We start from the raw sequence: 23,581 nt of genomic DNA, 5'->3' as shown, positions 1-23,581 counted from the left end.
TCGATCAAAAATATCAGCCAATACATCGCTGAACAGCGCATGAACGATGCAAGCGATCATGTGCCGACAGAGCCAGCAGCTCATATTGCCCATTCTACCGATATGAGCGATCTCCCAGACTATTATGAGAATAGTGTGGCGATTATTGGCATATCGTGTGAATTTCCAGGGGCAAAAAATCATGATGAATTTTGGGAGAACCTTAGAGACGGCAAGGAAAGCATTACGTTTTTCAGTAAAGAAGAGCTCCAGCGCTCTGGCATTTCAAAGGAAATAGCGGAGAATGCCGACTATGTCCCGGCTAAATCTTTTATTGAGGGGAAAGACAGATTTGATCCAAGCTTCTTTCAAATCTCCCCTAAAGATGCTGAATTTATGGACCCTCAGCTTCGAATGCTGCTGACTCATTCATGGAAAGCAATAGAAGATGCCGGTTATGCTGCGAGACAGATTCCGCAAACCAGTGTTTTTATGTCGGCAAGCAATAATTCTTATCGCGCGCTGCTGCCGTCAGATACAACAGAGAGCCTGGAGACGCCGGACGGCTATGTTTCGTGGGTGCTTGCACAGAGCGGGACGATTCCGACAATGATTTCACATAAGCTCGGACTGAGAGGGCCAAGCTTTTTCGTCCATGCCAACTGCTCATCATCTCTGATTGGCTTGCATTCTGCCTATAAAAGCCTGCTGTCGGGTGAATCTGATTATGCTTTAGTTGGCGGTGCAACGCTGCATACCGAGTCAAATATCGGATATGTGCATCAGCCTGGGCTGAACTTTTCGAGTGACGGACATATTAAAGCTTTTGACGCTTCAGCTGATGGAATGATAGGCGGCGAGGGCGTTGCTGTTGTATTACTGAAAAAAGCTGCTGCAGCTGTAAAAGACGGGGATCATATCTATGCCTTGCTAAGAGGCATAGGTGTAAATAACGATGGCGCTGACAAAGTCGGTTTTTATGCTCCAAGTGTCAAAGGGCAGGCTGACGTCGTGCAAAAGGTCATGAATCAAACGAAGATACAGCCTGAATCAATCTGTTATGTGGAAGCACACGGGACCGGAACGAAGCTGGGCGACCCAATCGAGCTGGCGGCTTTAACGAACGTTTACAGGCAATATACAGATAAAACGCAATTTTGCGGCATTGGATCAGTGAAAACCAATATCGGACATTTAGATACAGCCGCCGGTCTCGCGGGCTGCATTAAGGTCGTGATGAGTCTCTATCATCAAGAGCTTGCACCGAGTATCAATTATAAGGAGCCGAATCCAAATACAGACTTAGCCAGCTCTCCTTTCTACGTCGTCGATCAAAAGAAAACGTTAAGCCGTGAGATCAAAACGCACAGAGCTGCACTTAGCTCGTTCGGGCTTGGCGGGACAAATACCCATGCCATTTTTGAACAATTCAAAAGGGATTCAAATCAGAGAAAGATAGACAAGTCCTGCATTATCCCGATCTCGGCGAAAAATAAAGAGAGGCTGCAAGAATACGCAGAAGACATTCTGGCCTATTTGGAAAAAAGAGGGCTTGAGAACAGCCAGCTGCCTGATTTGGCGTATACCCTTCAGGTGGGGCGGGAAGCGATGGAGCATCGCGTTGCCTTTATAGCTGAGCATGTAAATGGGTTAAAACAGAAGCTCGCAGATTTTATTAATGGAAAAACAGCGATTGAAGGCTGTTTTCAAGGAAGTAAGAACAATGCGAGAGAGGTTTCATGGCTGACGGAGGATGAGGACAGTGCTGAACTTATACGCAAGTGGATGGCCAAAGGAAAAGTAAACAAGCTTGCGGACATGTGGAGCAAGGGAGCGCATATGGATTGGATGCAGCTTTACGAAGGTGAGCGCCCATACAGAATGAGCCTGCCGACATATCCATTTGCAAAGGAACGATACTGGCCGTCACAGGATGACCGCAAACCGGTGGCGCAGAGATCCGGAAATGCAACAGGGGTCGGCTCTATTCATCCGTTGCTTCATCAGAATACATCTGATTTTTCTGAACAGAAATTCAGTTCGGTTTTCACTGGTGACGAATTCTTCCTGAGAGACCATGTGGTAAGAGGAAAGCCGGTGCTTCCTGGTGTTGCGTACCTTGAAATGGCGTACGCGGCTATAAACCAGGCGGCAGGAAGTGAAATTGGCCAAGATGTCAGAATCAGATTGAATCATACAGTCTGGGTTCAGCCTGTTGTGGTTGACAAACATTCAGCTCAAGTCGATATCAGTCTCTTTCCTGAAGAAGATGGAAAAATCACTTTTGATATTTACAGTACACAGGAAGACGGGGAAGACCCTGTTATTCATAGTCAAGGCAGCGCGGAGCTGGTATCTGGAGCCGAAACGCCGGTCGCTGACCTCGCCGAAATGTCACGCCGCTGCGGTAAAGGAGAGATGTCACCCGATCAATTTTACGAGGAAGGCAGGAGCAGAGGAATGTTCCATGGTCCGGCCTTCCAAGGAATTAAGTATGTGAATATAGGAAACAGAGAGGTTTTGGCGCAGCTGGAGCTTCCGGAAACCGTTTCTGGAACGAATGAACAGTTTGCGCTGCACCCAAGTATCATGGACTCCGCCTTGCAGACGGCAACGATATGCATCATGCAGGAATTAGCGGATCAAAAGCTGATTTTGCCATTTGCGCTTGAAGAGCTTGAGGTGATCAAAGGCTGTTCGTCTTCTATGTGGGCTTATGCTCGATTAAGTGACAACGACCACTCCGGGGGGGGTGTCCAGAAAGCGGATATCGATGTCATTGACGAGAGTGGAAACGTATGTGTCAGGATCAAAGGATTCTCAACAAGAGTATTAGAAGGAGAGGTTCATACTTCAAAGCCTTCAACACGCCACGAACGCTTAATGCTAGAGCCGGTGTGGGAAAAACAGAATGGAGAACGAGAGGACGAAGATCCTTCGTACACGGAGCATATCATTGTTCTCTTCGAAACTAAACGAAGTGTCACAGACAGCATTGCCTCCCACATGAAAGATGCCCATGTGATTACTCTGAACGAAGCTGAAGGACATATTGCTGAACGTTATCAATGTTACACGCAGAATCTATTTGAACTCCTGCGAAGCAAGTTCCGTGAGCTTTCTGCAGGCCGCATCATCATTCAAGCGATCGTTCCGTTAGAAAAAGAGAAGCAATTGTTTGCCGGCGTTTCCGGTCTGCTTAAAACAGCAGAAATAGAGTTCAGCAAACTGACTGCTCAGGTTATCGAAATTGAGAAACCTGAAGAAATAAAAGACCTTCATCTCATGCTGAAAGACGATAGCCGGAGGCCATTTGACAAACAGATTCGATATGAAGCTGGAAACCGTTTTGTGAAAGGCTGGCGGGAAATGGCGATTCCTTCAGCTGATACGCCCTATATGCCGTGGAGAGACGAAGGCGTTTATCTTATCACAGGCGGAGCAGGCAGCTTAGGCCTTCTGTTTGCAAAGGAAATTGCCAATCGAACTGGCCGATCGACGATTGTGCTGACGGGACGGTCTGTTTTAAGTGAAGATAAGGAAAACGAGCTGGAGGCTCTTCGAAGCATCGGAGCGGAGGTTGTCTATCGAGAGGCTGATGTAAGTGATCGGCAGGCTGTTCATCATCTTTTTGAGGAAATCAAAGAAAGGTATGGCACTCTCAATGGAATCATTCACGGTGCAGGCAGCATTAAAGATCAGTTCATCATTCATAAAACGAATGAAGAGCTTCAAGAAGTGCTGCAGCCGAAAGTAAACGGGTTGTTACATGTAGACGAATGCAGCAAGGATTTCCCATTGGACTTTTTCGTTTTATTCTCATCCGTTTCGGGATGTTTAGGGAACGCTGGACAAGCCGATTATGCAGCAGCCAATACGTTTATGGATGCCTTTGCCGCGTACCGCCGTTCTCTTGCGGCATGTAAAAAGCGATCCGGCTCCACCATTTCCTTCAACTGGCCGTTGTGGGAAGAAGGCGGTATGCAAGTCGGCGCTGAGGATGAAAAGAGAATGCTGAAAACGACGGGAATGGTCCCGATGTCGACAGATAGTGGCTTGAAAGCATTTTATCAAGGGATGGCATCTGATAAGCCGCAAGTTTTTGTGATGGAAGGACAGCTTCAGAAAATGAAACGAAAACTGCTTTCTGCAGGAACGAAAGCCAAGCGGAACGATCAGAAAAAGGCGGATCAGGATCACGGACAAGCTCGACAATTGGAAGCAGCCTTAATCCAAATGGTTGGCGCGATTTTGAAAGTGAACACTGACGATATCGATGTCCACACAGAGCTAAGTGAGTACGGATTTGATTCGGTTACATTCACTGTCTTTACAAACAAGATCAACGAAGAATTTGAGTTGGAGCTAACGCCGACCATTTTCTTTGAATATGGCAGTGTCCAAAGCCTGGCTGAATATGTAGTTGCTTCGTATCAGGGCGAATGGGATCAAAATGCTACTTTTAAAGGCGTAGAGGAAAGAACAAACTCATTGCACAGTTTAAACAGCCTGGAGGCATCATTAAGCAACATGGTAAGTACAATTTTAAAAGTAAATCGCGAAGAAATTGATGTCAATACAGAGCTAAGTGAATACGGATTTGATTCGGTTACATTCACTGTCTTTACAAACAAGATCAACGAAGAATTTCAGTTGGAGCTAACGCCGACCATTTTCTTTGAATATGGAAGCATCCAAAGCCTAGCTGAGTATTTGACTGCTAAATATGGGGACACCCTAGTTCAGGAGCGAGAAAAACCAAAGGGGCAGGAAGAGAGAAAAACATTATCCCCTGAAGCGCCGAAAATCACATCGCGTAGAAAGCGCCGCTTTACACAGCCAGATATTGCAAAAGCAGAAAGAAACAAAAAGCAGGCTGCCGATTTTGAGCCGGTTGCAATTGTCGGCATCAGCGGCCGATTCCCTGGCGCTATGGATATAGATGAATTTTGGAGAAATCTTGAGGAAGGCAAAGACAGCATTACAGAAGTCCCGAAAGAACGCTGGAATTGGCGGGAGCATTATGGAAACCCAGACACTGACGTCAATAAAACCGACATCAAATGGGGCGGATTTATTGACGGTATCGCAGAGTTTGATCCATTGTTTTTTGGTATTTCGCCGCGAGAAGCTGATTATGTAGACCCTCAGCAGCGATTGTTAATGACATACGTATGGAAGGCACTGGAAGATGCGGGTTGCTCGCCGCAAAACCTTTCGGGTACAGGGACTGGTATCTTTATCGGTACGGGAAACACCGGTTATAAAGATCTATTTCATAGAGCGAATCTTCCAATTGAAGGCCATGCTGCTACAGGTCATATGATTCCTTCGGTTGGCCCGAATAGAATGAGTTATTTTTTGAATATCCACGGTCCAAGCGAACCAGTCGAGACGGCTTGTTCCAGCTCTCTTGTAGCCATTCACCGTGCTGTGACTGCGATGCAAAACGGTGATTGTGAGATGGCGATCGCTGGAGGCGTGAATACGATCTTAACAGAAGAGGCGCACATCAGCTACAGCAAAGCTGGCATGCTTAGCAAAGACGGCAGGTGTAAAACCTTTTCCGCGGATGCGAATGGTTATGTCAGAGGCGAAGGGGTCGGAATGGTCATGCTGAAAAAGCTGGCAGATGCCGAGCGCGACGGAAATCACATTTACGGTGTTATACGGGGGACGGCGGAAAATCACGGCGGAAGAGCCAATACCCTGACATCGCCTAATCCGAAAGCACAAGCTGATCTGTTGGTGCGTGCATATCGACAAGCAGGCATAGACCCAAGCACTGTCACATATATCGAAGCACATGGAACAGGGACTGAATTGGGCGATCCGATTGAAATAAACGGGCTGAAAGCCGCGTTTAAGGAACTATCCAGCGAGAGACAGCTGGATGTTATTGATCACCGTTGCGGCATTGGCTCAGTTAAAAGCAATATCGGTCATTTAGAGCTAGCAGCAGGCATTTCCGGTTTGATCAAAGTGCTTCTTCAAATGAAGCATAAAACGTTAGTGAAAAGCCTGCATTGTGAGACGCTTAATCCTTATCTTCAGCTGACTGAAAGCCCGTTTTACATCGTTCAGGAAAAACAGGAATGGAAGGCTGTCACAGATCGTGACGGAAACGAGCTTCCGCGCCGTGCGGGAATCAGTTCGTTTGGGATTGGCGGAGTAAACGCTCATATTGTGATTGAAGAATATATGCCAAAAGCCAATTCAGAACACACGGCTACAGAACAGCCAAACGTGATTGTTCTGTCGGCTAAAAATAAAAACAGGCTGATAGATCGTGCCTCGCAATTGCTTGAAGCGATCCGCGATAAAAAATATACAGAGCAGGATTTACACCGCATCGCTTACACCCTGCAAGTTGGACGCGAAGAAATGGATGAGCGTCTTGCGTGTGTTGCGGGGACGATGCAGGAACTTGAAGAGAAACTGCAGGCGTTTGTTGACGGTAAGGAAGAAACAGAAGGGTTCTTCCGGGGACAGTCTCATCGAAATAAAGAGACCCAGGCTATTTTTACAGCGGATGAGGATATGGCGTTGGCAATTGAAGCTTGGATCAGAAAAAGAAAATACGCCAAACTTGCTGATTTATGGGTCAAAGGCGTCACCATTGAGTGGAACACATTATACGGAGAGACCAAACCGCGCCTGATCAGCCTCCCTTCATATCCGTTTGCGAAGGATTACTATTGGGTGCCGGCAAAGGAACATTCACAAAGGGACAAGAAAGAACAGGTGAATGCAATTGAAGACCGCATCCCATGCTTTTTGACAAAACAATGGAGATTGAGTCCAATTGGCTCAACAGTGCCGGGAACAAGAACGGTTGCTATCCTGAGCAACCAAGAGACAGCAGATTTAGCAGCAGAAGTGTCTTCGTATTTTCCAAATCATCTCTTATTAGATGTGAGCCGGATAGACAATAATCAGTCAGACATCGATTGGAAAGAGTTTGACGGTATAGTGGATGTCATCGGCTGCGGCGAGCATGATGAAGACCGGCTGGATTGGATTGAATGGGTGCAAAAACTGGTTGAATTCGGGCATAAAGAAGGACTCAGGCTGCTTTGTGTGACGAAGGGGCTCGAATCGTTTCAAAATGCATCCGTCCGGATGGCTGGCGCCTCACGAGCTGGGTTATATCGGATGCTTCAAAGCGAATACAGCCACCTTACTTCAAGGCATATGGATGCAGAGGGAATTATTGATCGTCACCGTCTCGCGAAGCAGATCGCTGATGAGTTTTATTCAGATTCTCATGATACGGAGGTTTGCTACAGGGATGGTTTACGGTATCAAGCTTTTCTAAAAGCTCATCCAGAAACAGGTAAGGAAGCGAAACAGAACGCGGCCTTCCCGAAAGATCATGTGCTTTTCATTACAGGCGGCACACGAGGCATTGGGCTATTATGCGCCCGACATTTTGCGGAGCACTATGGAGTGAAAAAGCTGGTGCTGACCGGACGAGAGGAGCTTCCTCCGCGAGAGGAATGGGCTCGTTTTGACACCTCGAACACATCAGTGGCCCAGAAAATCCAGGCAGTGAGGGAACTGGAAGCACAAGGTGTGCAGGTGCAAATGCTGTCCCTTGCTTTATCTGATGATGCTCAGGTCGGGCAAACGCTGCAACATATCAGGCAAACCTTAGGGCCGATCGGCGGTGTCATTCATTGTGCAGGTCTGACGGATATGGATACGCTGGCATTTATCAGAAAAACTGCCGATGATATTCAGCGGGTCCTGGAACCTAAAGTGTCAGGTCTTACAACGTTATATCGCCATGTGTGTAACGAGCCATTACAGTTTTTTGTCGTATTTTCTTCTGTTTCAGCCATTATTCCGGAGCTTTCGGCGGGGCAGGCTGACTATGCGATGGCCAATAGCTATATGGATTATTTTGCAGAAGCACATCAGACACATGTGCAGATCATCAGTGTTCAATGGCCGAACTGGAAAGAAACCGGTATGGGTGAAGTGACAAATCAAGCGTATCGGGCAAGCGGCTTATTGAGCATTACGAATTCAGAGGGATTACGTTTTCTCGATCAAATCTTATCAAGAATGTACGGACCGGTTGTTCTCCCTGCGATGGCGAATCAAACAAACTGGGAGCCGGAACTGCTGATGATGAGGAGAAAACGGCATGAGGGCGGTTTGCAGGAAGCTGCTTTACAGAGCACGTCAGCAAGAGACATTGAAGATGTCGATGCAGTTTCCAAAAATGATGGATTATTATCTGAAACACAGTCCTGGCTTGTTGACTTGTTTGCCGAAGAGCTGAGAATAGATCGTGAAGACTTCGAGGTTGACGGGTTATTTCAGGATTATGGCGTGGATTCGATCATTTTGGCGCAGGTGCTCCAGCGTATAAACCGCACATTAGAAGCAGCGCTCGATCCGTCAATTCTATATGAATACCCGACAGTTCAAAGGTTCGCAGGTTGGCTGATTGGTTCTTATTCCGAAATGCTGTCCGCTCTATTTGGAGGCAGGGTATCGGATGCATCAGCCCCTTTGGAGAACAAAATAGAGGCGGAGGTACCTGTTCCTGTGGAGGATCGAGCTCCTGCCACTCAGATTCAGGCGCCAGCGATTTTGTCACCGGGCTCTCATGCAGAAGATGTTGCTGTTGTCGGACTCTCTTGCCGTTTCCCTGGAGCAGATACACTGGAAACCTATTGGTCGTTACTATCTGAGGGGCGTTCGTCAATCGGCCCGGTTCCGGAAGAGCGCTGGGGCCGTAAGACGCCATATTATGCCGGCATGATTGATGACGTCAGGTATTTTGATCCGGATTTCTTTTTGCTTCATGAAGAAGACGTAAGGGCGATGGACCCGCAAGCACTGCTTGTATTGGAAGAATGTCTGAAACTCTTGTATCACGCCGGTTATACACCTGAGGAAATAAAGGGCAAGCCTGTAGGCGTTTATATTGGAGGCAGAAGCCAGCACAAACCTGATGAAGAGAGCCTTGATCATGCTAAGAATCCGATCGTGACAGTCGGCCAAAATTATTTAGCGGCAAATATTTCACAATTTTTTGATGTCCGCGGCCCGAGTGTTGTAGTTGATACTGCATGCTCATCAGCTTTGGTCGGCATGAATATGGCCATTCAGGCGCTGCGTGGCGGAGAAATTCAATCCGCCATAGTCGGCGGTGTCAGCTTGCTGAGCTCTGATGCCTCTCACAGTCTGTTTGATCGGCGCGGCATTTTAAGCAAGCATTCATCCTTCCATGTGTTTGATGAGCGTGCTGATGGAGTTGTGTTAGGTGAAGGCGTCGGAATGGTCATGCTAAAAACCGTAAAACAGGCGCTGGAAGACGGAGATACCATATATGCTGTTGTGAAAGCGGCCTCGGTCAATAATGACGGAAGAACGGCGGGGCCTGCAACACCTAATCTGGAGGCGCAAAAGGAAGTCATGAAAGATGCGCTTTCCAAAAGCGGAAAAAAACCAGAGGACATCAGCTATCTCGAGGCAAACGGGTCAGGTTCAATCGTAACCGATCTCCTTGAGCTAAAAGCGATCCAATCCGTGTACCGTTCCAGTCACTCATCGCCTCTTTCTCTCGGTTCAATCAAGCCGAACATCGGGCATCCGCTATGTGCTGAAGGGATTGCCAGCTTTATTAAGGTTGTGCTGATGCTGAAAGAGCGCCGCTTTGTCCCATTTTTATCAGGTGAAAAAGAGATGGCGCATTTCGATCAACAGAAAGCGAACATCACGTTCAGCCGAGCCCAGGAAAAATGGACAGATTCACGGCCCGCGGCGGCCATTAACTGCTTTGCCGATGGGGGGACGAATGCCCATGTCATCGTAGAGGCGTGGGAAAAAGATGAAAAACACGCCATCAAGCGGAGTCCAATATCGCCTCCTCAATTAAAGAAACGACTGCTTTCGCCAGGCGAGCCAAAGCTGGAAGCGGAGACTTCGAAAATGACTGCGGCAAACATATGGGATACTTATGAGGTGGAGGTCTAACGTGAAAAAGATAACGAAACAACTCACATTATCGTTAAAAAATCCGTTTATTTATCACCATGTGGTTTACGGACAAAATGTCCTGCCGGGATTGGCTTATATCGATATAATCTACCAGATATTCAGAGAATACGGCTTCTCCTGCTCAGAGCTTCAGCTGCGCAATTTATCCATCTATCAGCCATTAACGGCTGAACAGGATGCAGTAATTGTTCTTACTATCCAATGCGCGGAGAAAAAAGAAGGACAGTGGCAAATCACAGCCAAGGGAATTGAAAAACGTGATGGGACAGAAGCTTCAGAAGAAAAGCTCTATATGAAGGCTGACATGTACGCAGACTCCCCAGCCATATTTGAAGAAACACTGGATCTCAGTCAAATCAAAGCATCTGTACAGAACGTTGTTCAGCTTGATGATGTATATGAACAATGCAGACGTCAGGAATTGGTGCACAGCGAATATATGAAAGCAAGTGGCTGCATCTATGAAGAGGAAGACGGCGTCCTTCTTGAGCTTTCTCTCGGTTCGGAAGCAATGCTTCACGCAGAAGGCTTTATGTTTCACCCGACTCTCATAGACGGGAGCGGGGTGGGTGCCAATCATTTGCTCACATCTTTGCTTAAAGGAGAACAGAGGCTGTATTTGCCTCTGTTCTATGAATCCTTTTCCGCTTCTGCACTTTTGCAGTCGGATTGCATGACGAGAATTAAGCGCTCCTCCGTCCGGCGGGAAAAAGAGCTGATTTATGTAACACTTGAATTTTTTAATGCATCGGGAGAAAAAGTGGCTGAGTTGAAAAACTTTACAAGCAAATTGGTGCGCGAAGCGGAGCTGATTAGCGGAAAACATCAAGATGCACAGGAGACCCAGATGACAAGAGCGGACACTGCTGAGCGTGATAAACCTGCTGACGCAGTATCTTCTCCCATAGATTCCTATAGCGGGGCTGAACAGTTCGTAAGTCAATTAATCGCAGAGAAAATCAATAAGCCGATAGAACAAGTTGAAAAACAGGTCGGTTATTACCAAATGGGACTGAATTCATCGGGCTTGCTTGAGGTGGTAGAAACGATCAGTGATAAGATCGGTGAGAGCCTTTCGCCGACTCTTCTGTTTGAGCATACCACCATAGCGGAGCTGTCAGCGTTTCTTGCCGAGGAATATGCTGAGCATTTTAGTGCCGCTGGTTCCGTTGGCCAGAATGAAGGAGCATGCGTTTCCGACACAATAAACGATCGTAAGACTGTTGAAGAATCTCGTGCTGTACCTATCGAGGCAGCAGGCGACATTGCGATAATCGGTTTGGCGGGCAGGTATCCGAAGGCAGCCAATATTCATGAATTTTGGAACAATCTGAAAGAGGGGAAGGACTGCATTAGTGAGATCCCTGAATCGCGCTGGGATTGGCGGCGCTTTGAAGGAATCACATCTCCTTCGGGTAAGGACATTTCCAAATGGGGCGGATTTATTGATGATCCCGAATGCTTCGATCCCCAATTTTTCAGAATCACGCCGAGAGAAGCAGAGACAATGGACCCTCAGGAGCGGCTGTTTTTAGAGACATGCTGGGAAACGATTGAGGATGCGGGCTATACGCCAAAGACGTTAGCCAAGCCTAAAGGACGAAACAAAAGGCAGCATGTAGGCGTTTTTGCCGGCGTCATGCACAAGGATTATACATTAGTAGGAGCTGAAGAAACATCAGCAGAAAATGTGTTTCCTCTCTCGCTCAACTATGCGCAAATCGCCAACCGTGTTTCTTACTTTTGCAATTTTCACGGTCCGAGTATGGCGGTCGATACGGTATGTTCATCCTCTCTGACCGCAGTGCACTTGGCGTTGGAAAGCATACGCCACGGTGAGTGCGATGTCGCGTTAGCAGGTGGAGTGAACCTGTCTTTGCACCCGAATAAATATATGACATACGGGGTCTGGGATATGTTTTCCACTGACGGACACTGCCGTACGTTTGGAAAGGGTGGGGACGGTTATGTGCCGGCCGAAGGTATAGGCGCGGTTTTATTGAAGCCTTTGCAACAAGCGGAGGAAGACGGAGATCGCATTTATGCAGTTATTAAAGGAAGTGCTGTGAATCATGTGGGCACTGTCAGCGGCATTTCAGTGCCGAGCCCTGTTTCTCAAGCTGATCTGATTGAGACATGCTTGGAGAAAACGGGAATTGACCCGCGGACGATCAGTTATGTGGAAGCTCATGGAACGGGCACGTCCTTAGGAGATCCAATCGAAATACAGGGGTTAGTGAAGGCGTTCCGCCAATATACGCAGGATCGGCAGTTTTGTTCAATCGGTTCTGTAAAGTCAAACATCGGGCACGCCGAATCCGCTGCGGGGATCAGCGGTTTAAGCAAGGTTGCCCTTCAGCTTCATCATCAAAAACTTGTGCCTTCTTTGCATTCCGAAGAACTGAATCCGTACGTTGATTTTGAAAAGTCTCCATTTTATGTACAGCATGAAACAGAAACGTGGAAGCAGCCTGTTATCAAGGAGAATGGGGAAGACGTCCCTTATCCGCGGCGGGCGGGGATCAGTTCTTTTGGCGCAACAGGTTCAAACGCACATATTATTCTTGAGGAATATATTCCTCAAACAGCGGAGCAGGACGTTTCTTTGTCCTCAGATTCTGACATGTCCGCAGTAATTCCGCTTTCTGCGCGTAATCAAGAACGTCTTCGTGTATATGCAAAACGTCTCTTGGATTTTCTTCATGATGGGATTCTGATTAGAGATTTGGCGTATACATTGCAGGTAGGCCGTGAACCGATGGAAGAACGAGTTTCTTTCTTAGCATCCGGAATTCAAGAATTGAGCGACCAATTGAAGGCTTTTATAGAAGGACGAGAAACCATTCAGCATTCCTGGAAGGGCCGCGTGTCACGAGGAAGCGAATCATCGCTTTCTGCCGAATCGGTACATAAATTGCTGGAGCAAAGAAAGCTCGATCAGATTGCAGAGCAGTGGGCGAAAGGATCTGGTGTTGACTGGAAGCTGCTTTACGCCGGAAACAAACCAAAGCGGATCAGCCTGCCGACTTACCCATTTGAGAGGGTGAGTTATTGGGTGCCGAAAGCGGAGAAAAAGACTGATCGTTTAAAGGAGAAACGACACATCCTGCATCCTCTCCTGCATCAAAATGTGTCCGACATATCGGGTGTCCGCTTTCGTTCAACATTTACAGGACGTGAATTTTTCTTGAAGGATCATGTCATAAAGGGCGAACACGTTTTACCTGGCGCGGCATTATTGGAGATGGTTCGGGCAGCTGTGGAAAGGGCAGCTGCGGATCAGTTCCCGGCAGGGTTCCAGCTCCGGAACATCGTCTGGGTCCGGCCGTTTGCCTTCACGGAACAGCAAAAAGATATAGATGTATGTCTATATCCTGAGGACAATGGGGAGATTGCATTTGAAATCTGCCGGGCCCCTGAAAACACAGAGAGCTCTCCGATTATATACGGGCAAGGAAGTGCAGTGCTTGGTGAGACGGGTGAAAATCCGGTCATCAACATTGAAGAACTGAAGGCAGGCTATCATGAGCGGACTCTGTCACCTTTTGATTGCTACGAGGCTTATAGAGAAATGGGGATTCACTATGGCGACAGCCACAGAGCGATCGACAGCCTATATGCCGGTAAAAACGGAGTTCTAGTGAAATTGACGATGCCTCCTGTAGTTTCTGATACAGAAGACCATTATATTCTGCATCCGAGCATGATAGATTCGGCATTTCAAGCATCTATCGGTTTGAGGCTGGGAGAAGATATAAGTTTAGGAGACAGAAAGGCAATGCTGCCTTTTGCAATACAGGATGTCCAAATCTTCAAAGGCTGCGAGGCATCTATGTGGGCGCGGATCACATATAGCGAGGGAAGTACAGCTGGGGACCGTATAAAGAAGCTCGATATCGATTTATGCAATGAAGAGGGGCAGGTTTGCGTGCGGTTGAAAGGCTATTCTGCAAGAGTGTTAGAAACAGATGATGAAGATCCTTCTGGAGCGACTGACACGCTATTGTTCGAACACATTTGGGAAGAACGTGCTGCAGAGAAGCAAGAGTTCATAGAGTACGACACGCATAAAGTCGTTGTCTGTGATGTTGGAGAACAAATGGAAAGCATCCGAAATCATCTTGACTGTACAGTTCTGCAGCATGATGCTGAGGCAATTGATGAACGGTTTGAAGGTTATGCCATACAGTTATTTGAAGAAATCAAACAGCTGATGCACTCAAATACAGGGGGACATACATTCATTCAAGTGGCGGTGCCTGCGTTGGACGAGCCTCAGCTATTAAGCGGCTTAACGGGACTGCTCAAAACGGCTGAACTGGAAAATCCAAAACTGACAGGGCAGTTGATTGAAATAGAAACCGAGATGCCAGCCGGTGACCTATTCAAAGTATTGGAGGAAAACAGACGCTGTCCGCGTGACACGCATATCCGCCATTGGCAAGGAAAGCGATTTGTCAGCAGGTGGAAAGAAGCGTCTGGTGTGCACCTAAGTACTGACATGCCATGGAAGGATAATGGCGTGTATCTGATCACAGGCGGTGCAGGGGGTCTTGGATTTATCTTTGCAACTGAAATCGCAAACCAAACGACTGAAGCGGTTGTGATCCTGACAGGGCGCTCTCCGCTTGATGAAAGAAAACAGAAGAAGCTTCAAGCCTTACAGAAACTTGGCATCCAAGCGGTTTACAGACAAGCGGATCTGACCGAGAAACAAGCGGTTGATACTTTATTAAAAGAGATCCAAAACGTTTATGGCGACTTAGACGGCGTCATTCATAGCGCCGGTTTAATAAAAGATAATTTCATTATGAAGAAAAAGAAAGAAGAGGTTCAAACCGTTCTCGCTCCAAAGGTAGCCGGACTGATTCACCTTGACGAAGCAACGAAAAATATTCCGCTCGATTTCTTTATCCTTTTTTCCTCCGGTGCCGGAGCGGTAGGAAGCGCGGGACAGGCTGATTACGCAATGGCCAATGCATTTATGAATGCATTCAGCGAATATCGAAATGGCCAAGCGGAACTTCACAAACGTTACGGAAAGACTCTTTCAGTGTGCTGGCCGCTGTGGAAAGACGGGGGCATGCAAATTGATGCGGACACTGCAAGAATGCTGAAAAGCGAAACAGGCATGGTGGCCATGGAAACAGATCGTGGGATTCAGGCGCTATATCATTGCTGGTCGTCTGGAAAGCCGCAAGTGTTAGTTGCTTCCGGTGTTACTGATCGGATTTGTGCATTTCTACATGAAACGGGACATGGCATGGGCCAATCTCACTATATCAAAAAAGCAAGTCTCAATCAGGAGGCAGAAAAAGCAGGCATGATCGGGGAAGCCGATGAAGAGATACTGAGAGAAAAAGCGGAGAACTATTTTAAACAGGTGCTTTCTTCGGTGATCAAGCTGCCAGCCGGCCAGATTGATGCTAAAGCTCCTCTCGAAGATTACGGGATCGATTCTATCATGATCATGCATGTAACGGGTCAATTAGAAAAAGGATTCGGTTCTTTGTCCAAGACGTTGTTCTTTGAATATCAGGATATTCGGTCATTAACACGGTATTTTATTGATTCCCACAGAGAAAAATTGCTGGACATCTTGGGAATTGAAACAAGAAAAGCTTCTGTTGAAAGACAACCAGAACCTGAAAAACAAGAAATTCCAGTTACCCCAAGAAAGTCTGGATTTCTTCCTTTGCAAGGCAAAGAGCAGAAGGAGTTAAGAGAAAAGGAAACGGAAGAAATCGCGATCATCGGTATCTCTGGCCGCTATCCACAGGCAGACAATATTGATGAATTATGGGAAAACCTGAGAAACGGTCGAGACTGTATTACTGAAATTCCGGAAGAACGCTGGGATCACAGTCTTTATTATGATGAAGATAAAGACAAGCCTGGAAAAACCTACAGCAAGTGGGGAGGCTTCCTAAAGGATGTAGACAAGTTTGATCCGCAGTTCTTCCATATATCGCCGCGTGAGGCCAAATTAATGGACCCGCAAGAGCGTTTATTTTTGCAGTGCGTGTATGAAACGATGGAAGACGCAGGCTATACAAGAGAACACCTCGGCCGTAAGCGTGATGCTGAGCTTGGCGGAAGCGTCGGTGTTTACGTCGGTGTCATGTACGAAGAATATCAGCTGTACGGGGCACAAGAGCAGGTGCGGGGACGGTCTTTGGCTTTAACAGGAAATCCATCATCCATCGCGAACCGGGTATCTTATTATTTTGATTTTCACGGGCCGAGTATTGCTTTAGACACCATGTGTTCTTCTTCTTTAACGGCTATCCACTTGGCATGCCAAAGCTTACAGCGCGGAGAGTGTGAGGCGGCATTCGCGGGCGGCGTGAATGTGTCAATTCACCCAAATAAATATTTGATGCTTGGGCAGAACAAATTTATGTCCAGCAAAGGCCGGTGTGAAAGCTTCGGGCAGGGCGGAGACGGCTATGTGCCGGGAGAAGGCGTTGGAGCAGTGCTTTTGAAGCCATTGTCTAAAGCCATTGAAGATGGTGATCACATTTATGGAATCATTAAGGGGACGGCCATCAACCACGGCGGAAAAACAAACGGATACTCAGTTCCCAACCCGAATGCCCAAGCAGATGTCATCAAAAAGGCGTTTGTGGAAGCGGAGATTGACCCGCGGGCAGTCAGTTACATCGAAGCCCACGGCACCGGAACCTCTCTCGGTGATCCTATTGAAATCACAGGGCTGTCCAAAGTGTTTACGCAAGAAACCGATGATAAACAATTTTGTGCAATAGGGTCAGCCAAATCAAATATCGGGCATTGTGAGAGCGCGGCAGGTATCGCAGGAGTAACGAAGGTATTGCTTCAAATGAAATACAGGCAGCTTGCGCCATCCCTGCATTCAAACGTGCTGAATCCGAATATTGACTTCCTTAACTCACCGTTTCAAGTACAGCAAGAGCTAGAAGAGTGGAAGAGGCCGACCATCAGTGTCAATGGCAAAGACATCGAATTACCGAGAATCGCAGGAATCTCTTCATTTGGTGCCGGGGGTGTGAACGCCCATATTTTAATAGAAGAGTATGCTCCGGAACCTGTGGAGGAACGTTCCCAAGCGAGGAAGCAGCCAGCTGTTATTGTGCTCTCAGGAAAAAATGAGGAAAGACTTCAAAAACGAGCGGAAGATTTGCTGGATGCCATTCGGAAACAAAAATATGTTGAAGCAGATTTGCACCGAATTGCCTATACGTTGCAAGTCGGAAGGGAAGCGATGAACGAACGGCTGGCGTTCGTTGTGGAAACGATGCAGGAGCTTGAAGAAAAACTGAATGAATGTATCTCGGGAACAGAAAATCGTGAATATGTCTATCGCGGACAAGTAAAGCGCAACAAAGAAGCCATTGCTGCTTTTGCTGCTGATGAAGATATGTCAAAAACAATTGAGGCATGGCTGCAGAAAGGAAAATACGCGAAGGTTTTAGACCTGTGGGTAAGAGGTTTGCGAATCGACTGGAGCGCGCTTTATCAGGACCAAAAACCGCGGCGCATCAGTTTACCCGTCTATCCTTTCGCAAGAGATCGCTATTGGATAGACATAAATGCAAAGGCTGAGGAAAAAAGAACGGTAGAGACATTCGCTCCGGTACAGCCCGTTATTTCAAAGCCGTCTGTAGCCAGAGAAGCCAGCGGCAAGCCTGCCAATATAACGCTACAGCCTTTAACAGCAGACCAGGGAAAACCGCAGCTTTCAGCAGTCCAGCTTCCTCCAGATACAGAAATAGAGACCATTACAGCGGAGTCCTTGTGCGATGAACTGACAGCGAGCTTAGCGGAAGTGCTGTACATGGACCAAAACGAGATTGATCCAGATGAAGCATTCATAGATATCGGAATGGACTCGATTACCGGGCTCGAATGGATAAAAGCAATAAATAAACAGTATGGCACATCGTTAAATGTCACAAAGGTATATGATTATCCGACAACACGTGAATTCGCTGTTTACTTAGCACGTGAGTTAAGTCCACACGCTAGGGAGAAAAAACAAACGGAGACGTACCCGCCAATCAGACAAAAAACAGCTGTGCCTGCTGCTAAACCGGCTAATATATCATTGCAGCCGTTAGAACATCAGCCAGTGCAAAAAGAACCTGAAGAAACGATTCAATATGCAGCGGCAGAAATATCTGTATCAAGACAATATACGGAAGCAATTGAAACGCTGCATGAAAAATTGAAGGAAAGCATAGCGGACGTGTTATACATGGAGCCATACGAGGTGGATATTGACGAAGCGTTCATAGATATCGGAATGGACTCGATTACCGGACTCGAATGGATAAAAGCGGTGAACAAGCAGTACGGAACGTCTTTCACAGTGACTACAGTATATGATTATCCAACGATACGTGATTTTGCCGAAATGCTAAAGTCTGAGCTAGGAGCTCATCATGATAGAAAGATAGAGCATACTGTCCCGACCGAAGCAACGCAGCAAAAACCAGCAGCGCCATCTATTCCAAATCCGGCAGAGCGACCGCTACAGTCTGTTCAACATCCTATAAAGAAAGAACATGAGAAGGAACAAGTCTCTGTTCGTCAAGACCGCCCGGAGGATGCGATCGCGATTGTCGGGATGTCGGGAAGATACCCGGGTGCTCGTAATGTAAGAGAGTATTGGGATAACCTGGTTCATGCGAAGAATGCCATTCGGGACATTCCAACATCACGGTGGGATGTTGACAAATACTATGATCCTGTCCTCAACAAGAAAGGGAAAGTCTACTGCAAATCAATGGGGATGCTTGATGATATTGAACATTTTGATCCGTTGTTTTTTAATATTCCGCCGTCAGAAGCTGAACTGATGGACCCGCAGCATCGAATCTTTTTGCAGGAAGGCTATAAAGCCTTTGAGGACGCTGGGTATAACGCCAGAACTTTAAATGAGAAAAAATGCGGCGTTTATCTCGGCATTATGAGCAATGAATACGGGGTCATGCTGAATCGGCAGTCAAGAACAAATGCCACCGGAAACAGCTTTGCGATCGCAGCGGCGCGTATTCCGTATTTTCTAAATTTAAAAGGGCCTGCGATTCCGATTGATACCGCATGTTCATCTTCATTGGTCGGCACTCATTTAGCGCGCCAGGCACTTATAAACAAAGAAATTGATATGGCGCTGGTCGGCGGTGTCAGCTTATATCTAACGCCGGAATCTTACATCAGTATGTGTGAGGCCGGCATGCTTTCACCTGATGGACAATGTAAAGCTTTTGACAATGGCGCGAATGGTTTTGTGCCCGGCGAGGGTGCGGGTGCGCTTGTTCTGAAAAGGCTGAAAGATGCAGAAGCGGACCGTGACCATATTTATGGCATCATCATTGGCTCGGGTATTAATCAGGACGGGAAAACAAACGGAATCACAGCACCGAGTGCGAAAAGCCAAATGGACCTGGAAAGAGGCATATATGAAACATACGGCATACATCCTGAGAGTATCAGTTATGTCGAGATGCACGGAACAGGAACAAAACAAGGCGATCCAATTGAATTAGAAGCCCTGTCTGCCGTATTTCAAGAAAAAACAGACAAAAAGCAGTTTTGCGCAATCGGTTCCGTCAAAAGCAATATTGGCCATACATCGGCGGCTGCAGGAGTAGCCGGGGTTCAAAAAGTGTTATTGTGCATGAATCATAAAACACTTGTGCCGACATTGAACTTCACGACACCGAATGAGCATTTTCAATTTGAGCATTCTCCTTTATACGTAAATACGGAGCTCAAGCCTTGGGAACCGGCTGATGGAAAACCGCGGAGAGCATGTGTGAGCTCTTTCGGATATAGCGGAACGAATGCCCATATCGTAATAGAGGAATACCAGCCTGAAAAGAGGAACGATCGATTAACAAAGCAGCACCGCTCAGCATTATTTGTACTTTCAGCGAAAAAAGAGAAGCAATTGAAGGCCTATGCGGAAGCAATGAAAGATTTCGTAACCGCCAATGAAGATATCAATTTGGAGGATATGGCATACACACTTCAGACGGGCCGGGAAGCAATGGATTATCGGCTGGCATTTTTGGCGGATTCGAGAGAAATGCTGATCAAAGCTTTAGATGATTATTTGGCTGAAATGCAGAACAACAGTATATTTGCTGCTCACGTGAAAACGAAAAAGAGCGAAATCAAGCTGTTTGAAACGGATCACGATGCCAAAGCGTTGCTGCAAACATGGATAGAGAAAAAAAGGCTGGAGAAAGTAGCGGAACTATGGGTGAAAGGGCTGCAGATAGATTGGAATGAGCTTTATGGAGAATACATGCCTCGGCGAATCAGCCTGCCTGCTTATCCGTTCGCGGAAGAGTATTACTGGCTGCCAACTCAAGAAGGCGAAACCGAAACCATTGCTACAGCACTCCCTCATTCCGAACTGATGCCAAAGCGCTGCTTTCTGCGTAAACAGTGGCAGCCTTGTCCGATTGAACCGGCAGAAATGACGAATCAAACCGTCGCCATTTTGGCAAATGAGGAGACAATGGCATTAGCGGAAGAGCTTTCGATGTATTTCTCTAAATACCGTATATTTGACAGTCAAGAGCTGGATCGGGTGTCTGCTGCGGACTATGAACACGTTGCTGGAGCAATCGATCTGATCGGATGCGGAACGAGCCACGAGCAGTCTTTGGGCTGGATAAACTGGCTCCAAAAGCTGATCGAGCAAGGACGTACAAGCAAGCATCATTTGACAATCTTAGGTGTAACAAAGGGGCTGGAGGCTTATGCAAATGACGCTGTTCATTTGTCTGGTGCTTCGCGAGCCGGTTTATACCGCATGCTTCAAAGCGAGTACAGCCACCTTACTTCAAGACATGCAGATATGGAGTGCGAAGCCTCTCTTGAGGAGCTGGCCAGACTGATTGCAGCAGAGTTTTATGCCAAGAGCACAGAAGCAGAAGTCTGTTATCGAAACGGACAGCGATATCGCGCATATTTGGCGGAACAGCCAGGAGAAGCCGCTCATAGTCATAAGCAAGCATCGTTTTCAACAGACAAAGTCCTGCTCATTACAGGCGGGACAAGAGGACTAGGCTTGCTGTGTGCGCGGCATTTTGTAAAAACATACGGCGTTAAGCGGCTGGTGCTTATCGGCCGTGAAGAGCTTCCGCCGCGAGACCAGTGGAATTCGGTGAACATTGCCTCGCTTGCCGAGAAAATAAAAGCCGTTCAAGAGCTAGAAGACATGGGTGCGCAAGTTCAGGTGCTTTCTCTGGATCTGGGAGACAGGGTTACTGTCGAACAGAGCCTGAAGACAATACACGAAACAATGGGAGCGATTGGCGGAGTCATCCATTGTGCCGGGATGGTGAACAAACAAAACCCGGCTTTTATCAGAAAATCACTTGAAGAGATCGAACAGGTGCTTGAACCGAAAGTCGAAGGTCTGCAAACGTTGTTTGACCTGCTTTATGATGAACCATTGGCGTTTTTTGCTTTGTTTTCCTCAGTTTCAGCGGCGATTCCTGCCCTAGCAGCAGGACAAGCTGATTACGCGATGGCAAATGCTTTTATGGATTATTTTGCAGAGGCTCATCGAGATAAATGTCCCATTGTAAGCATTCAGTGGCCTAACTGGAAGGAGACCGGGTTAGGTGAGGTCCGAAGCAAAGCTTTAGAACAAACTGGATTGATCAGTTTAACAAACGATGAGGGATTACAGCTGCTTGACCAAATTCTATCTGACAGACAGTATGCTGTCGTGCTGCCGGCGGTTCCAGATAAAAACGTTTGGAAGCCAGACAAGCTGATGCAGCCGTCACTGCCTGCCGAAGCTCTTTCGCATCCTGAGATGAAAGAGCAGGCCGGCACTCGAACCCTGTTTCTTGAAACAGTTGACTGGCTCGTAACGCTTTTTTCAGAAGAACTGAAGATAGCTGCAGATGACTTTGAAACGGATGAGCCTTTCCAAGAATACGGAATTGATTCAATTATATTGGCCCAGCTGGTACAGCAGATGAACGAACAATTAAATGGAGATATTGATCCGTCAATTTTGTTTGAATATCCGACAATAGAATCCTTTGCACACTGGCTCATTTCGAAATATGACATAGCAGCTGTTTTACAACCATCTGTTCCTGAGAAACAGACACCTGTCAAGCCGCAATCAGCAATGAAGCAAAAGCCGGTGCCAGAACAGCGGCCGCAGCAGATAAGCCATGAGAAAACGGCACTTCTTGCTGAGGACATCGCCATCATCGGTCTTAGTTGCAGGTTCCCAGGAGCGGAAACTCTTGAAGAATACTGGGATTTAATACGTGAAGGACGGTCCGCGATTACACCTGTTCCGCCTGACCGATTCGGGAACTCCAGCTCCAATTACGCGGGCCTCATTGAGGAAATGAACCGATTTGATCATGATTTCTTCATGATGTCCGAAAACGATGTCAGAGCGATGGATCCCCAAGCTTTGGCTGTATTGGAGGAAAGCTTGAAACTGTGGTATCACGCCGGTTATACAGAGAAAGAAGTGAAAGGCATGAGGGCTGGTGTTTATATAGGAGGCCGCAGCCAGCACAAGCCTGATCCGGCCAGTCTTTCAAAAGCAAGAAACCCGATAGTCGCTGGCGGACAAAACTATTTAGCAGCTAACATCTCACAATTTTTTGACTTGAAGGGACCGAGTATTGTCCTGGATACTGCTTGTTCCTCTGCGCTTGTGGGGCTGAATATGGCCATTCAGGCTCTGCGAAGCGGGGATATTGAGGCAGCAGTTGTAGGCGGCGTCAGTTTGCTTGATGCTGATGCGCATCGAATGTTTCATGAACGCGGACTTTTATGTGACAAACCGTCATTCCATATTTTTGATAAGCGGGCAGACGGTGTCATTTTAGGAGAAGGCGTTGGCATGGTTCTCGTCAAAACCGTCAGCCAAGCGCTTGAAGACGGAGATTCCATATATGCAGTCATTAAAGCCGCTGCGATTAATAATGACGGAAGAACGGCAGGCCCATCATCTCCGAATCTAGAGGCGCAAAAGGATGTCATGCTGACAGCGCTTGAAAAAAGCGGAAAAAGGACAGAAGAGATCAGCTATCTTGAAGCGAACGGATCGGGGTCGGCAGTAACAGATTTACTTGAATTAAAGGCGATTCAATCCATTTACCGTTCTGAATCAAAGGCTCCGTTAGGGCTGGGATCGGTGAAACCTAACATCGGGCATCCATTATGTGCAGAGGGAATCGCGAGCCTGATTAAAGTAGCTTTAATGCTGAAACATAGACAATTGGTTCCATTCCTGTCTGGTAACGAACATATGCCGTACTTTGATATAGAAAAGACAGATTTGTATTTCTGCAGATCACAAGCCGAATGGAAGGAGACAACGCCTGCTGCGGCAATTAATTGTTTTGCCGATGGCGGAACGAATGCCCATCTCATTGTAGAAGGTTGGAAAGACTCTTCTGAGCGTCCAATTAGAAGAAAACCTCTGCCTTTGCCGGAATTAAATCGACAGCCGATTTTAACAAAACCATTGGCTCAAAACGTGCAGAAAAAAGTGCTTTTAGACACAGGGGCTTCTAACGAAATGTTTTGGAAAACTTTCAAATAA

General features: G+C 47.1%; 2 protein-coding genes (1 of these 2 running past the window's edge). Both read left to right on the top strand.

Going from position 1 to position 23,581, the window contains the following annotated elements; genetic code table 11:
- Positions 1-9,972, top strand: the 3' portion of a protein-coding gene (locus QA442_RS13280) for a non-ribosomal peptide synthetase (RefSeq protein ID WP_279473171.1). It extends 5,148 nt beyond the left edge of the window; the window shows 9,972 of its 15,120 coding nt (coding positions 5,149-15,120); the start codon falls outside the window, past its left edge; its stop codon occupies positions 9,970-9,972.
- Entirely contained in the window at positions 9,956-23,581 is a 13,626-nt protein-coding gene (locus QA442_RS13275) for a type I polyketide synthase (protein ID WP_279473170.1), read from the top strand. Before QA442_RS13280 ends, QA442_RS13275 begins: the two co-directional genes overlap by 17 nt.

The sequence above is a fragment of the Bacillus stercoris genome (assembly GCF_029772985.1).
Lineage (GTDB): Bacteria > Bacillota > Bacilli > Bacillales > Bacillaceae > Bacillus > Bacillus stercoris.
The sequence above is the reverse complement of the archived record's forward strand: the minus strand, read 5'-3'. Positions and strand labels throughout refer to the sequence as shown.